We start from the raw sequence: 14,466 nt of genomic DNA on the forward strand, positions 1-14,466 counted from the left end.
CTCAGCCCTGGTTTGGACCACGGATCTGGCGGATGGTCTGACGGACTGCCTGCCAGTCCTGGGCTTCTTGCCGGTTTCCGGCAGCTTCGCAGTCGCGCATTTTTTGCGCGGCTTCGGCCTCGGCTTGGTCTCCATGGGCGGCAAAAAGTGCACGTGCGTATTGAGCGGTTTGAATTGCGTCCATTCCTGTGCTCCTCCGTCTGTGTTCGGAATGCCTTATGGTTCGCGCCACAGTAGAATAGCACAGGTTGGATGGCGCTGCATCACCAGTCGCGGGAAACCGCCGTTCTGAGGCGACGCAGGTGGTTTGGAAAGTCCCGGGCGGCCACGTCGGCCTCGCGTACCAGTGTGTCGAAATGGCGTGAGAATGTCTCGATCCGATCCCGGTCGCGGAAGGCCATATAGTGACTTCCTGCGTAGAATACACAAAGCAGCGGGCCGAAAATCGTCACCGGTGCCGAATAAAGCCGTTTTGCGTCAAACAGATAGATGCGCATCCGCGGATAGAGCTGTTCGCACAGCGCCAACAGGTGATCGATCTGTTCCAGCCGAACTTCGGGGCCGAGACCCTGATAATACCCGGTCGCGTATGCAAAGCTTTCGATTTCGAATAACGGCATAGCGATCTCATAGTCCGACTGGGCGCTGCGCATCCATGCCAGACGATCCGCCGACGCGCCGATGGCTTGATCAGCGGTCCGACCCAGATGCGGGGCGTATTCCCATTCCAGTATCGCACGCGTCTTCAGCATGTCGGGCAGGGTGGCCGGGACATAGCGGATCTTGTACCCGGCGGCCTCCTGGTGCCACTCGAAGATACGTTCATCGACAAGGGCGCGGGGGGCCTCGGTAAAGGTCAGCGAGCTAGCCAGAAGCTCGGCCGCGCTTTCCGGCCTGTCAGAAAGGCTCAGCAACCAGTCAGCCGACACGCCAAGTGCCGCTGCGCATCCGCCAACGACATGCGCGTTGGGCAACCGCGCGCCATGATCTGTCAACAGTTGGGAAACGGTCGAGCGGTCAACGCCAATATTGCGCGCAAGGGCACTTTGGCTGACATGGCGCTCTTCCATCGCGCGGGCGAGGCGGAGACGAAATTGCGCGGCACGATCGCGCTTGTCGATATTTTCCTGCATGCCGTGATTTTTATCATATTTGATTAGTTTTGTTAATCATATTCAGAATTTTCAATGCCGGGGTCCGGATGTAACGCTTTGAGTAAGAAAAAAACGGGGTTCGGAATGGAAACGCGGCGAAGATCAGTCGTGAAAGCAATCGTTTGGAATGCGATGGGGTTGGCGATCATGACAATGGTGGGCCTGTTGGCAACAGGCTCTGCCGCTGTAGGAGGGGCGCTGGCGCTGGTGAACACGGCCATCGGCCTGACGATGTACGTGATTTACGAAAGAATTTGGGCGAACATTTCGTGGGGCCGAAATGGCTGACCCCACGACACCCAAATCGCCCGAATGGGGCACGTTTTTCCTGATCGTCTTGTGTTATGCTGCGTGGCTTGCCGGTCTGTTCTGGCTGGCAAACACATCCTTGTGGTTGGCTATCCCTGCTCTGGGTGTTGTTGCGGCTTTGCATTCGTCACTGACGCATGAGGCCCTGCACGGGCACCCATTTCGTGCCAAATGGCTGAACGAGGCGTTGATGGCACTGCCGTTGACATTGGCAATTCCGTATAACCGCTTTCGGGACCTGCATCTGGCGCATCATCAGGATGCCACCCTGACAGACCCTTATGACGACCCGGAATCGAATTATCTGGATCCGCATATCTGGTCGGGATTGCCGCGGCTGGCGCAGATGATCCTGAGCCTGAACAACACGCTGTTGGGGCGGATGGTACTGGGGCCTGTCCTTGGTCAGGTTCTGTTTATGCGTGACGAATGGCGTGGGTTGATGCGCGGGGACAGGGCGGTCCTGCTGGCATGGGCTGTGCACCTTCCCGGCGCGGTGGTGGTTCTGTGGGTAGTTGCGCAATCGGCCATGCCGGTTTGGGCCTATCTGGTCGCGGCCTATATGGGGCTGTCGCTTTTGAAGATCCGCACGTTTCTGGAGCATCGTGCACATGAAAAATCCCGCGCCCGCACGGTGATAGTCGAAGATCGCGGACCTCTGGCATTTTTGTTTTTAAACAATAACCTACACGTCGTTCATCACATGAATCCGGCGGCTCCGTGGTATCGCTTGCCTGCATTGTACCGCGACGGAAAGGACAGGTACTTGGCTTGCAACGAAGCCTATGTTTACCGGTCCTATGCACAGATACTCCGGCAGTATTTCGTTCGCGCAAAAGACCCTGTGCCACATCCTCTCTGGCCAAAGCCTTGAATTGACGACACAACGGGTGGCATGAGTCTCTGGATCCCCGTCACCATCGCCGCCGCCAGTTTTCAGACTGTGCGTTTCATGCTGCAAAAATCTCTGGCCAGCGTGAAACTATCTGCTGCAGGTGCAACTTTTGCGCGGTTTGCCTATTCCATGCCGTTGGCGGTTATCGGGCTATATGTTGCGTTGCAGATAACCGGGGCGAGCATGCCTCGGCTTGGCAGTTTGTTCTGGCTTTACGCGGTCATCGGAGGGACAGCGCAAATCCTTGCAACGATCTGCGTGGTGGCGTTGTTCAAACAACGTAATTTTGCCGTTGGAATTACCTTCAAGAAAACCGAGGTGATCCAGACTGCGATAGTTGGCTTCCTGATCCTGGGGGACAGTGTGTCGCGCGGCGCGTTGATCGCGATCCTGTTGGGGTTGATGGCTGTGCTTTTGTTGTCAAAAACACCCGGTGGGGACGGCCCCTGGTGGCGCCATCTGACCAATCGGGCCTCGCAATTGGGGCTTGGATCGGGTGTCTTGTTTGCGTTTTCCGCCGTCAGCTATCGTGGGGCTTCGCTGCAACTGGGCGATATCGATGCGTGGTTCCGGGCGCTGGTAACATTGGCAGCCGTGGTGACACTCCAGTTTACCGGCATGGGGATATGGCTGCTGTGGCGCGACCGGGCCGAACTGCGCGCAGTCTGGCAAACGCGAAAGACCGGGGTATTTGTCGGCCTGACCAGCCTCGGTGGCTCGTTTTGCTGGTTCTGGGCCTTTACCTTGCAGAATGCGGCTTATGTCAAAGCGCTGGGGCAGGTAGAGCTGATCTTTAGCCTGATGGCGTCGATCCTGTTCTTCCGCGAGACGATCACCCGGCGCGAAATCGCCGGGATGATGTTGCTTGGGTTTTCGATTTTAGCGCTTGTTCTGGCAATCTAGCTGGCGCGACGTTCGTCAAAGCTGAGCGCGATGAAGCTGGGCAGGTGATCTCCCATGCCCACGACGGCCGGGCCGGTGTCTTCCTTGCGCCCACGACTGCGCCCCTTCGGTTCGCGAACCTTTTTGCCTTCTTTCGGGCTCTCGGGGGCTTTGGCCTTTTTCTCAGGCTTTGGCTGTTCGGGTCTGGGGTCGTCCTGAACCGGGTTGTCTATGCGCGGGATGTCTTTCTGGATCAGCTTCTCGATCGCAACCAGTGCTTTTTCGTCGCGTCCCGAACAGATTGTGATGGCTTTACCTTCACGGCCGGCGCGGCCGGTGCGGCCAATGCGGTGCACATAATCCTCGGGGTGGCCGGGGACGTCGAAATTGAACACATGGCTGACGGCTGGCACATCCAGGCCACGCGCAGCCACGTCTGAGGCGACCAGCAGGCGCAATGATCCCTCACGGAAACCGTCCAGTGTTTTCATCCGCTGCGACTGGTCCAGATCGCCATGGATGGCGGCCGCGTTGTAGCCATGTTTTTTCAGGGATTTTGTGCAGATATCCACGTCAGTCTTGCGGTTGCAGAAGATGATCGCATTTGTGCATTTGTCGCCTTCAGCATCGATCAGCGCACGCAGAACCTTTCGTTTGTTGCTGGCTTCGCGGTCCCGACGGCCGCCTTTGAACATGACCACGCCCTGTTCGATGGTCTCGGATGCGGTCGCCTGACGGGCAACTTCGACTCGGGCAGGGGCCGACAGGAACGTGTCGGTGATCCGCTCGATCTCGGATGCCATGGTGGCTGAGAAGAACAGGGTCTGACGGGTGAAAGGTGTTAGTGAGAAGATGCGTTCGATATCGGGGATGAACCCCATGTCGAGCATACGGTCCGCCTCATCCACCACCATGATCTGCACGCCGGTCAGCAACAGCTTGCCGCGCTCGAAATGATCCAGCAGACGGCCCGGCGTGGCGATCAGAACGTCGACGCCACGGTCAATCAGGGCTTCTTGCTCTTTGAAGCTGACACCACCGATCAACAGCGCTTTGGTCAGTTTCAGGTGTTTGGTATAGGTGTCGAAATTCTCGGCCACCTGAGCGGCCAGTTCCCGCGTCGGGCACAAGACCAACGAACGTGGCATACGGGCACGCGCCCGGCCACGGGCCAGCAGTGTGATCATCGGCAGCGTAAAGCTGGCGGTTTTTCCCGTGCCTGTCTGGGCTATGCCCAAAACATCGCGCCCTTCCAATGCGGGCGGAATCGCACCTTCCTGGATCGGAGTTGGGGTTTCGTATCCGGCTTCCTCAATGGCTTTGAGGACCTTCGGGTTCAGGTTCAGTTCGCTAAACTTTGTCATGTAAGTCCGGTTGAATGCGGACACTTGACCTGGCCCGCGCGTATAAGATGTGCCGGGCCCGGATGGCCATGCGCATGATGCGACATTTCGGCTTGGACGCGGACATAACAAAAACGTTGGTCGGGGTCAAATGAAGACCGCTACATCAGGGTTTCATCGAGACAGGTTCGAGTTTTGCGCAACAATTCAGCAACTTCCGGGAAAGTGTTTCGCCAATTTCCCGTCCAGATTCAACACGCGGTGGCGGATCAGCCCTTTCTGCTCCAGCCGGGCGCGGACTTCTGGGTCAGCGCCGCTCATCTCGTTGAAGAACGCGCGCAGCCCGTCCTCGCCGTGTTCGCTTTCAATCCAGCTGAGCAATTCATTCTTGTTCAGCCCCCCCATCTCGCGCGGGGCATTCGGGGCCATGCCAGCCTGATACGAGCCGCGATCCAAGCGGAACGGATAATGTGCAATCCAGTGATCCCAGTCCGGCGCGTGGCGGTGGCATAGATCGACCTGCGCAAGTTCGTATTTACACGGCAGCAATTTCCCGTTCTGAAACAGGTTGTGGATACGAAAACTCAGACGTTTCAATCCCGTGCGCGCAAACAACTTGCCCTGTACATGGCTGAGGAACCCGCCAAGGACGAAAGCCCCATAGTTGGGATAAAGCATCTCAATCAGCTGTGTTCGGGCCGGGCTTTGTGGAACATGCGCCTTGTACAGGTCTTCACCGCCCGCCAGCGCCTCGATTGGGCGGACCCGGGCGGCGTGAACCTTGTCCCCGATATCGCGCAACACATCCGAGATTGGGGTCGGCGACCACAGAAACTCGTCAACATCGATATGGGCCAGCCAATCCAGGTGCGTTTCACGATAGGCATAGGTGGCGTTGACCGATTGGCGAACCTGGTGCTTGTCCGGTCGTGTGCGTTTTAGCTTTTGCCAATAGGCATCATCGCAAACCTGTACGCAAACACTGGGATGTGCCTTCAGCGCCTCGAACGTGCGCTGGTTCGGCTCATCCAGATAGATATAGATGGTCTCGGCACCCAGATCGAGGTGATAGGCTACGAACCGAAGGACGTCTTCGGTCGGTCCCCTGACCATCGACACGACACCCCATGTGGTCATGTGCGCTGCGCGCGCGCTTCGCGCATGAGTTTCAGGCGGCGAAAGACACCGCCGGGATCACTGTTGAGCTCGGTCATCAAGTGATCGACCAGCGGCGCGATGGTGGTGTCGCTTAGGGCCTTGGTCCAGACCGGAGCAATCAGATTGACGTCCAGCCCGCCACTTCCAAGGGAAAACCCTTTCATCTGATAGGGCAGCGGGACGCGTTTCAATTTTTGATACGGAAACGGTGTTTCCGGGGGCAGCCCGGAAAAGCGCCTCTCGAACTCATAAAGCTTCATCATGCCGAACAACATGCGCAACGCATGACCAACCTCGCGCTGGGTTGCAGTTTGGCCGTGGTCCGCAAAGGTCTGAACCGACGAGACCAGCCATCGCAGGTCAAGCGTGGACAAAAGGTGGTCAGACTGTTCGTCCCAAAGGCGGCAAAACAGAAGCGGGGCGTGGCGCGGGAAGGACCGCTTTCGCAGGTTCGAGATCAACTGGGCATTCAGGAAGGCAAGTTCCGAATTTCCGACAAATTCCCGCGCAATCTGAGCACGCTTGCGATCCCAGCTTGTATTAGGCTTCGGCGGGGGCACAGTCGCGCTTTCGGGCAATGTGCGACCGGCCAGTTCAATAAGGTCAATGTCAAGGTCAGGCAACGAGGTGGTGCCGAACTGAAACGGGCTGCGCCGGTTTTCATACCTGTCCAGCATGTCGGGCAGACCGCCGGGGAAAGTCAGTTCATCCTTGCTCATGCGCGCAGAATTGCACAGGCAGACTCGGCTGTGCAATCAGTCAGTTGGATCACACCATCATCTCTTTGGTGGCGGTCAGGTTCAGGGCGGGATAGTCCCGAACCACCCGGTCGATGTCCCATTGCAGCCGGGTCAGATAGACAATGTCGCCGTCATGGTCGTGCGCGATGTGCTGCTTGTTTGCATTCACAAACTTTTCGACCTCGGCCTTGTCACCGCTGACCCAGCGGGCCGAGGTGAACTGAGACGCCTCGAAACGCACGGGCAGGCCGTATTCCATCTCGATCCGGCTGGCGAGCACTTCGAATTGCAACGCGCCGACGACACCCACGATAAAGCCTGACCCGATCGAAGGTTTGAACACCTTGGCCGCGCCTTCCTCGGCGAACTGCATCAGGGCTTTCTCCAGATGCTTGGCCTTCATCGGATCACCCGCACGGACGCCTTGCAGCAGTTCCGGCGCGAAAGAGGGGATGCCGGTGACGCGCAGCGCCTCACCCTCGGTCAGCGTGTCACCAATGCGCAACTGGCCGTGGTTGGGAATGCCGATGATGTCACCGGCCCAGGCCTCTTCTGCCAGTTCCCGGTCAGATGCCAGAAACAGCACTGGGTTTGAAATCGCCATCGGTTTCTTTGACCGCACATGGGTCAGTTTCATGCCGCGCTTGAAATGGCCGGAGGCCATGCGCACAAACGCCACCCTGTCACGGTGCTTGGGGTCCATATTGGCCTGCACCTTGAAAACAAAGCCTGCGACCTTCTTTTCATCCGGCGATATCTGGCGGGGTTCGGCGGACTGAACCTGCGGCTGTGGGCCATAAGCGCCGATGCCTTCCATCAGTTCCTTGACGCCGAACGAGTTGATGGCCGAGCCGAACCAGATCGGTGTCATATGCCCTTCAAGCACCGCCTGCGGGTTCAGCGCGGGCAGCAACTCGCGCGCCATCTCAACCTCTTCCAGCAGCTTTTCCAGCAGGTGCGCAGGAATATGTTCCGACAGTTTCGGGTCATCAAGCCCGTTAATCTCGATGCTCTCTGCCACCTTGTTGCGGTCGGCGCGGTCCATCAGCTCCAGCCGGTCGCGCAGCATGTCGTAGCAGCCGATGAAATCACGACCTACGCCAATTGGCCATGCGGCGGGGGTGACGTCGATGGCCAGCATCTCTTGAATTTCGTCGATGATCTCGAACGTATCGCGGCTTTCGCGGTCCATCTTGTTACAGAAGGTCAGAATCGGCAGATCACGCAGGCGGCAGACCTCGAACAGCTTTTGCGTCTGGCTTTCGACACCCTTCGCGCCGTCGATCACCATCACGGCCGCATCCACGGCCGTCAGCGTGCGGTAGGTATCTTCCGAGAAATCGCTGTGGCCGGGCGTGTCAACAAGGTTGAACCGGAAATTGCCATAGTCGAACGACATGGCCGATGCGGAAACCGAGATTCCGCGATCCTTCTCCATCTGCATGAAGTCCGAGCGTGTCCGCCGGGCCTCGCCCTTGGCGCGCACCTGACCAGCCATCTGAATGGCGCCCCCGTAAAGCAGGAACTTTTCAGTCAGCGTCGTCTTGCCCGCATCCGGGTGCGAGATGATGGCGAATGTCCGGCGACGGGCAATCTCGGGCGGCAGGGCAGGTTGGTTCGAGGTATCAAGCATGACCGCGCGTATAGGCGGGGAATCCTGCCGAAGCAAGACAAAGGGGGTGGTTCGAATCACAGGCTTGTGGTTATAAGAACATATAGTGAACAAATTGTGGAGAAGACCAATGGATTTGAAAGAGATTGCCAATGAATTGGTGGCTGGCTGCCGTGAGGACCGCGCCAAGGAAAATCTTGAGAAATTGTATGCGTCGGACGCAGTTTCTGTTGAAGCGGTCGATTACTCAGGTATGGGGCGCGAAATACAGGGGCGTGACGCGATCCGTGGCAAACATGAATGGTGGGAAGGAGCCCACGAGGTTTCTGGCGCTTCGGTCAGCGACCCGTTTGTGCACGGCGAGGACCGCTTTGCGGTGATTTTCGAAGTGCAGGGTAAGGTAAAGGAAACCGGCGAAGCCTTTGATATGCGTGAAGTGGGTGTCTATCACGTCGCAGATGGCAAGATCGTACGCGAAGAGTTCTTCTACTGATCCCAAGCCATTTCTGGTCTTCCCTGTCTGGCCGATGCTAGACATGCGGCAATGACTGACAGGGAGGATCCGATGGACCTTGGTATAAAAGGAAAGCGCGCGCTGGTCTGTGCCAGCAGCAAAGGGCTGGGTTTGGGCTGTGCCGAGGCTTTGGCTGAGGCTGGCGTAAATCTTGTGATGAATGCGCGTGGTTCGGACGCTTTGGAGAGCGAGGCGGCACGCCTCAGGTCAGAGCATGGCGTCGAGGTACAAACAGTCGCGTGTGACGTGACGACTGCGGAAGGGCAGGCGCGGGTGATCGAAGCGGCGCAGGGCGTTGATATTCTTGTGACAAATGCCGGTGGACCGCCGCCGGGTTTATGGTCGGACTGGGAGCGTGATGATTTCATCAAGGCGCTGGATGCCAATATGTTGACCCCCATTGCGTTCATGAAGGCGCTGCTTCCCGGAATGATGGACAAAGGTTGGGGGCGGGTGGTGAACGTCACCTCACAATCCGTGCGCGCGCCAATTGCGGTGCTGGGGCTTTCAAATGCAGCCCGCACGGGTTTGACCGGATATGTGGCGGGAACTTCACGCCAGGTTGCACCGCATGGCGTGACCATCAACAACCTGCTGCCCGGCATTCACGCAACGGATCGTGCGGATGCGCTGGACAGCGGCGTGGCCTCCCAGCAAGGCATCTCGATCGAAGACGCCCGCGCAAACCGTTCGGCAACCATTCCCGCGCGACGCTATGGAACGCGTCAGGAATTCGGGGCTGCCTGCGCGTTCCTGTGCTCTCAACATGCGGGGTTCATCGTTGGTCAGAACATTCTGCTGGATGGCGGCGCAACCAATTTGACGATGTGACCATGGCGCAAGGGTTTTCGTTGAAAGATCAGATGTTCAACGCTGAGAAAGTGAATTATCTCAGCGGTTTGTTTTCCGGTTCTCATGCAGAATTTGATGCTCCGGCATTCCGATCTGCGGTCATGTCGCGATTGCTGGATCTAGAGCTGAAGGATCGGATCATCTGGATCGCCACTTGTCTGCAACAGGCGGTGCCCGGTGACTTGCCTGCTGTTGCCCCGACGATCCTGCGCGCCTTGCCCGCACCTTTGGATCCGACGAAAACGGATGACGATTTTGGCGATTTCATCTTTGCGCCGGTCGGTGAGTGGGTAGCGACCATAGGTCTTGAGCATGTTGATCTGGCTTTAGACGTGATGGAGGAACTGACACAGAGGTTTTCCATGGAATGGGCAATCCGTCCGTTCCTGAACCATGACCCGGACCGGGTGTTGCGGCGGATGCAGGACTGGTGCTCTCATGACAGTTACCATGTGCGCAGGCTGGTCAGCGAAGGGACGCGCCCCCGATTGCCATGGGGGCAGGCGGTCGCATTGGGTTTGCAGGACCCGCTGCCGTTGCTGGACAAGTTGCACATGGATTCGACGCGGTATGTCACCCGGTCCGTATCCAATCACCTGAATGACATCACCAAGAAAGACCCGGATCTGGTATTGGATCGCCTGACGGCGTGGCGCAACCAGGGTCATCAGACTCAGGACGAACTGGACTGGATGACGTCACACACCCTGCGCGGGCTTGTGAAAGCGGGGCATCCCGAAGCAATGAAGATGTTAGGCTATGACCCGGACGCGGACATCGAGGTCGCGGTCAACCTTAAATCGGAAGCTCGGATTGGTGACGCTCTGGCCTTTTCCGTCGCTTTGAAAGGGGTCGGAGAGCTGCCAGTTCTGGTTGACTATATCATTCATTTTCAAAGACCTGGCGGGAAAATCTCAGCCAAGGTGCACAAGTTGAAGCAGGCGGCTTTGAAGAACGGGAAACTGACGCTGGAAAAACGCCACAAGTTGAAGGGTGATGCCACAACGTTCAAACTGGTTCCCGGCGCACACCTGCTGGAGGTTCAGGTAAATGGCAAAATTCGCGCAGGCGTGGACTTCGACCTGCTTGGGTAAAACCGCGCGGGACCGCTCACGCTTTCGTCAATAACGCCTTCCCCGGATTGCGAACGCCCGGCGGCTGCATTAGCTCGGACATGACCATTTGCGAGGGAAAAGCGCGATGAAACATGAATCGGTGCAGAACTATTATGGTGAAGTCCTGCAAAGCAGTGCTGACTTGCAGACCAATGCGTGCTGCACGCCTGACGACATGCCCGACCATGTCAAAAAGATCCTTTCAAAGATTAATGACGACGTTCTGACTCGCTACTATGGCTGCGGTCTGATTGCCCCACTTGATCTTGAAGGCACGTCGATCCTTGATCTGGGGTGTGGGGCCGGGCGGGATGTATATGCCTTGTCCGCCATGGTCGGTAAGACGGGCCGGGTAGTGGGTGTCGACATGACGACCGAACAACTGGACGTCGCCCGCGCGCATCAGGAATATCACGCCGAGGCGTTTGGATATGCCCGCAGCAATGTGGAATTCCATCACGGCTATATAGAAAAACTGGATGAGCTTGATCTGGAACCCGGATCGTTCGATATCATCGTCTCGAACTGTGTCATCAACCTGGCCACGGATAAGAATGCGGTTCTGCGCGGCGCACATAGGTTGTTGAAAGAGGGCGGCGAGATGTATTTCTCGGATGTCTATGCAGACCGCCGTATTCCGCAGGCGATGGCCGAAGACGAAGTTCTTTATGGCGAGTGCCTGTCCGGCGCGCTTTATTGGAATGATTTCCTGTCAATGGCTCGAACGGCCGGTTTCGGCGACCCGCGCCGCGTGACACATCGTCCGCTGACGATCGAAAATCCCGTACTGGAAGAGCGTGTTGCGCCGTTGAAGTTCCTGTCCGCGACATACCGTCTGTTCAAACTACCTGCATTGGAACCGGCTTGTGAAGATTATGGGCAAGCCGTGATCTATAAGGGAACCGTGCCAAACGCACCGCATGAATTTGGTCTGGATGACCACCACGTTATAGAAGCCGGCAAGGTGTTTCCGGTTTGCGGCAATACCTGGATGATGCTGAAAGAAACGCGATTTGCCCGTCATTTTGACTTTATCGGCGATTTTTCGACCCATTATGGTATTTTCGAAGGCTGTGGTGGCGAAAGCCCGTTTGAAGCCATGGGTGCATCTGTCGCTTCTGGCGGGTGTTGCTGATCCCTTGCACCTGAGGGGCGGGGTTGCTATCCCCGCTCAAGCCCGATGGATTTGATCGGGAAAGGTAACGGGGTCCATCGGTGACAGGTAACGCAATTCCACCGCGTCTGGAAATTCGCAACATTATCCGTCGGTTTGAAGGCCGGGTTGTTGTGGATGATGTTTCACTGACCGTTCAGGCAGGCAAGGTGACCTGTCTGCTGGGGCCGTCGGGCTGCGGGAAATCCACTACGTTGCGCATGATCGCCGGGGTCGAAATGCAGGACTCGGGTGAGATTTATGTTGATGGCAAGCTGATCTGCGACACCGTCTTCCGGGTGCCTCCGGAACGGCGCGAGATCGGTCTGATGTTTCAGGACTTTGCGCTGTTCCCGCATCTGAGTGTGGCTAAAAATGTGGCCTTTGGTCTGAAGGGCAGTAAGGACGAAAAACGCGCCCGGGTCGAGGAGTTGTTGCAGAAGGTCGACCTGATGCGATTCATCGATGGTTTTCCGCATCAACTATCGGGTGGCGAGCAACAACGCGTGGCGTTGGCGCGTGCCCTGGCGCCGCGCCCGCGCATCATGCTGATGGACGAGCCGTTTTCGGGCCTCGACAACCGTTTGCGTGATGGTATCCGTGACGAAACGCTGGCCATTCTCAAGGAAGAAGATGCCGCCGTACTGCTGGTCACGCACGAGCCTGAAGAAGCGATGCGCATGGCCGACGAGATCGCCCTGATGCGGCGTGGCAAGATCGTGCAACAGGGCGCTCCCTATAACGTCTATACGCGTCCCGCAGACAAGGCAGCGGTGGCGTTTTTCAGTGATGTCAACGTTTTGCGAGCGCAAGTGAATGGCGCATTGGCGGACACGCCCTTTGGTCAGTTCCTGGCGCCGGGCATTCCGAATGGTACGGATGTCGAGATCGTTTTTCGCCCTCAGCACATCAAGCTGGACTTTGACCGCAACGGCAAGGGGCCATTGCCGACACCAACAGATGGTGTGGCAGCCCGTGGTGTCGTTGAACGTGCGCGATTTCTGGGCAATGAAAGCCTGGTGGAGTTCCGCATGGACTATGATGGTTCGATCCTGAGGGCGACGGTTCCGAACGTGTTTGTCCCCAACCAGGGCCGGGTGATGTGGCTGACCATCCGCCGCGACAGATGTTTCGTTTTTCCCGAGACTAGGCGCTGATCCTTCGATTTCCGCCCAAGTGGTGCGCGAAATCCTCAGATTGCGGGGCCACGTCGCTTGCCGCAACGCAGGCCCGGGTCTATCAAGAGCCAAACGCGGGGGTAAATCGGGCACATGCGAATTCTTCTGACCAATGACGACGGGATCAATGCGCCGGGCTTGATCACGCTAGAGGCGATTGCAGCTGAGCTGGCCGGACCGGATGGAGAAGTCTGGGTGGTCGCGCCCGCGTTTGAACAGTCCGGGGTCGGGCATTGCATCAGCTATACCCACCCGATGATGGTCGCCAAGCTGGGAGAGCGGCGCTTCGCAGCCGAAGGATCGCCTGCCGATTGTGTATTGGCAGGGCTTCACGATGTCATGTTGGATACCCCTCCCGATCTGGTTCTGTCCGGCGTGAACAGGGGTAATAACTCGGCCGAAAACACGTTGTATTCCGGTACGATCGGCGGCGCGATGGAAGCGGCATTGCAGGGCGTCCCAGCGATTGCCCTGTCGCAATACTTTGGCCCTCGCAACCTGGGCCTTGACGACCCGTTTGAGGCGGCCGCCCGGTATGGTGCAGATCTGGTGCGCCGGATTCTGGACGCAACTCCGGCAGAACAGGGTGACTATCGGCTGTTCTACAATGTGAATTTCCCACCGGTTCCGGCAGACGATGTTCTGGGCACGCGGATTGCGGCGCAGGGGTTTCGGCGCGATACGCGTTTTTCGGTCGAACCGCACAGTTCGCCTTCGGGGCGGAGGTTCCTGTGGATCAAGGGCGGCTATCAGCACAATCCGACCGCACCCGGAACGGATGCGGCTGTTAATCTGGAAGGCTATATCTCGGTCACGCCGATGCGCGCTGACCTGACTGCACATGACATGCTGGAGGCATTGAAGGCGGTCGAATGAGCGGACTGGACCCTGAAACCGTAATGCAATTCCTGTTTGCCCTGCGCAAACGGGGGGTCACGGATGCGCGCGTGTTGGCTGCGATGGAGCAGGTGGACCGCGGTCGCTTTGTCACCGGCCTGTTCGCAGGGCGCGCTTACGAGGACATGCCGCTGCCGATTTCCTGCGGTCAGACGATCAGTCAACCCTCGGTCGTTGGTCTGATGACGCAGGCCCTGAACGTGAGGCCCCGGGACACGGTGCTCGAGATTGGGACAGGTTCGGGTTATCAGGCAGCTATCCTGTCCAAACTGGCCCGCCGGGTCTACACAGTGGAACGCCACAGGCGGTTGGTGAGCGAAACAAGCAAGCTGTTTGCCGACCTGGGCCTGACGAATATCACTTCGATGTTGTCGGATGGGTCATTTGGCCTGCCGGAACAAGCCCCTTTTGACCGGATCATTGTAACAGCCGCAGCTGAGGATCCTCCGGGCCCGCTCTTGGCGCAGCTGAAAATCGGGGGTATTATGGTTTTACCCGTGGGCCAGTCGGACGCGGTGCAGCAGTTGATCAAAGTGACGCGCACCGAAGATGGTCTGGACTATGACGAATTAACGTCTGTCCGTTTCGTGCCCCTTCTGGAGGGGCTTGGAAAGGACGAGGCGTAATAGGCTTAAAGAATTGGTCGCCGGAACTCCGGGTAACA

The 14,466-nt window shown here is 57.7% G+C and carries 16 protein-coding genes; 10 read left to right on the forward strand and 6 right to left on the reverse strand.

What is annotated here, in order from left to right:
- Nucleotide 1: 1 nt before the first annotated feature.
- The gene (locus ACR0DS_RS05150; protein WP_267366128.1) at nt 2–184 is read right to left on the reverse strand and encodes a hypothetical protein; all 183 of its coding nucleotides are present in this window, start codon (nt 182–184) and stop codon (nt 2–4) included.
- Nucleotides 185–263: 79 nt separating this feature from the next.
- Complete coding sequence (locus tag ACR0DS_RS05155; protein ID WP_480558034.1) at nt 264–1,133, reverse strand: helix-turn-helix domain-containing protein; 870 nt, start codon at nt 1,131–1,133, stop codon at nt 264–266.
- Nucleotides 1,134–1,238: 105 nt separating this feature from the next.
- Here ACR0DS_RS05155 and ACR0DS_RS05160 point away from each other — a divergent pair, with 105 nt between their 5' ends.
- Genes ACR0DS_RS05160 through ACR0DS_RS05170 form a run of 3 tightly spaced genes read left to right on the forward strand, consistent with a single transcriptional unit; the run spans nt 1,239 to nt 3,261 of the window.
- Complete coding sequence (locus ACR0DS_RS05160) at nt 1,239–1,442, forward strand: DUF2061 domain-containing protein (RefSeq protein WP_267366130.1); 204 nt, start codon at nt 1,239–1,241, stop codon at nt 1,440–1,442.
- Nucleotides 1,435–2,337: a fatty acid desaturase gene (locus tag ACR0DS_RS05165; RefSeq protein ID WP_480558033.1), complete on the forward strand. Its 903-nt coding sequence runs from the start codon at nt 1,435–1,437 to the stop codon at nt 2,335–2,337. Before ACR0DS_RS05160 ends, ACR0DS_RS05165 begins: the two co-directional genes overlap by 8 nt.
- Before the next feature lie 21 nt (nt 2,338–2,358).
- A complete protein-coding gene (locus ACR0DS_RS05170; RefSeq protein ID WP_480558031.1) occupies nt 2,359–3,261 on the forward strand; it encodes an EamA family transporter in 903 nt (300 codons plus the stop codon).
- On the opposite strand, the gene ACR0DS_RS05175 is transcribed toward ACR0DS_RS05170, so the two are convergent.
- The 4 genes from ACR0DS_RS05175 to ACR0DS_RS05190 form a co-directional block, all read right to left on the reverse strand.
- Complete coding sequence (locus ACR0DS_RS05175) at nt 3,258–4,604, reverse strand: DEAD/DEAH box helicase (RefSeq protein ID WP_480558029.1); 1,347 nt, start codon at nt 4,602–4,604, stop codon at nt 3,258–3,260. The genes ACR0DS_RS05170 and ACR0DS_RS05175 overlap by 4 nt on opposite strands.
- Before the next feature lie 186 nt (nt 4,605–4,790).
- Nucleotides 4,791–5,720, reverse strand: coding sequence for a glycosyltransferase family 2 protein (locus tag ACR0DS_RS05180; RefSeq protein ID WP_480480607.1), 930 nt, complete (start codon nt 5,718–5,720; stop codon nt 4,791–4,793).
- Nucleotides 5,717–6,460: a hypothetical protein gene (locus ACR0DS_RS05185; RefSeq protein ID WP_480558027.1), complete on the reverse strand. Its 744-nt coding sequence runs from the start codon at nt 6,458–6,460 to the stop codon at nt 5,717–5,719. The genes ACR0DS_RS05180 and ACR0DS_RS05185 overlap by 4 nt, the downstream gene beginning before the upstream one ends.
- A 49-nt stretch (nt 6,461–6,509) precedes the next feature.
- Complete coding sequence (locus ACR0DS_RS05190; protein ID WP_267366522.1) at nt 6,510–8,114, reverse strand: peptide chain release factor 3; 1,605 nt, start codon at nt 8,112–8,114, stop codon at nt 6,510–6,512.
- A gap of 109 nt (nt 8,115–8,223) precedes the next feature.
- On the opposite strand from ACR0DS_RS05190, the gene ACR0DS_RS05195 reads away from it, so the two are divergent.
- The 7 genes from ACR0DS_RS05195 (at nt 8,224) to ACR0DS_RS05225 (ending at nt 14,428) form a co-directional block, all read left to right on the forward strand.
- Nucleotides 8,224–8,586, forward strand: coding sequence for a nuclear transport factor 2 family protein (locus tag ACR0DS_RS05195; RefSeq protein WP_267366520.1), 363 nt, complete (start codon nt 8,224–8,226; stop codon nt 8,584–8,586).
- Nucleotides 8,587–8,658: 72 nt separating this feature from the next.
- Complete coding sequence (locus ACR0DS_RS05200) at nt 8,659–9,438, forward strand: SDR family oxidoreductase (protein WP_267366518.1); 780 nt, start codon at nt 8,659–8,661, stop codon at nt 9,436–9,438.
- A 2-nt stretch (nt 9,439–9,440) separates the two neighbouring features.
- A complete protein-coding gene (locus tag ACR0DS_RS05205; RefSeq protein WP_480558328.1) occupies nt 9,441–10,553 on the forward strand; it encodes a hypothetical protein in 1,113 nt (370 codons plus the stop codon).
- Between the two features lie 106 nt (nt 10,554–10,659).
- Nucleotides 10,660–11,709, forward strand: a complete 1,050-nt coding sequence (locus ACR0DS_RS05210) for a methyltransferase domain-containing protein (RefSeq protein WP_480558025.1) — start codon at nt 10,660–10,662, stop codon at nt 11,707–11,709.
- 107 nt (nt 11,710–11,816) lie between these two features.
- Complete coding sequence (locus ACR0DS_RS05215) at nt 11,817–12,884, forward strand: ABC transporter ATP-binding protein (protein ID WP_480558326.1); 1,068 nt, start codon at nt 11,817–11,819, stop codon at nt 12,882–12,884.
- A gap of 114 nt (nt 12,885–12,998) precedes the next feature.
- Complete coding sequence (surE, locus tag ACR0DS_RS05220; RefSeq protein WP_267364192.1) at nt 12,999–13,781, forward strand: 5'/3'-nucleotidase SurE; 783 nt, start codon at nt 12,999–13,001, stop codon at nt 13,779–13,781.
- Nucleotides 13,778–14,428 carry a protein-L-isoaspartate(D-aspartate) O-methyltransferase gene (locus tag ACR0DS_RS05225; protein ID WP_209503723.1) on the forward strand — a complete coding sequence of 217 codons (651 nt, stop codon included), beginning with the start codon at nt 13,778–13,780 and terminating at the stop codon, nt 14,426–14,428. The genes surE and ACR0DS_RS05225 overlap by 4 nt, the downstream gene beginning before the upstream one ends.
- The last annotated feature ends 38 nt before the right edge of the window (nt 14,429–14,466 follow it).

Source organism: Ruegeria sp. AF5, assembly GCF_056541905.1.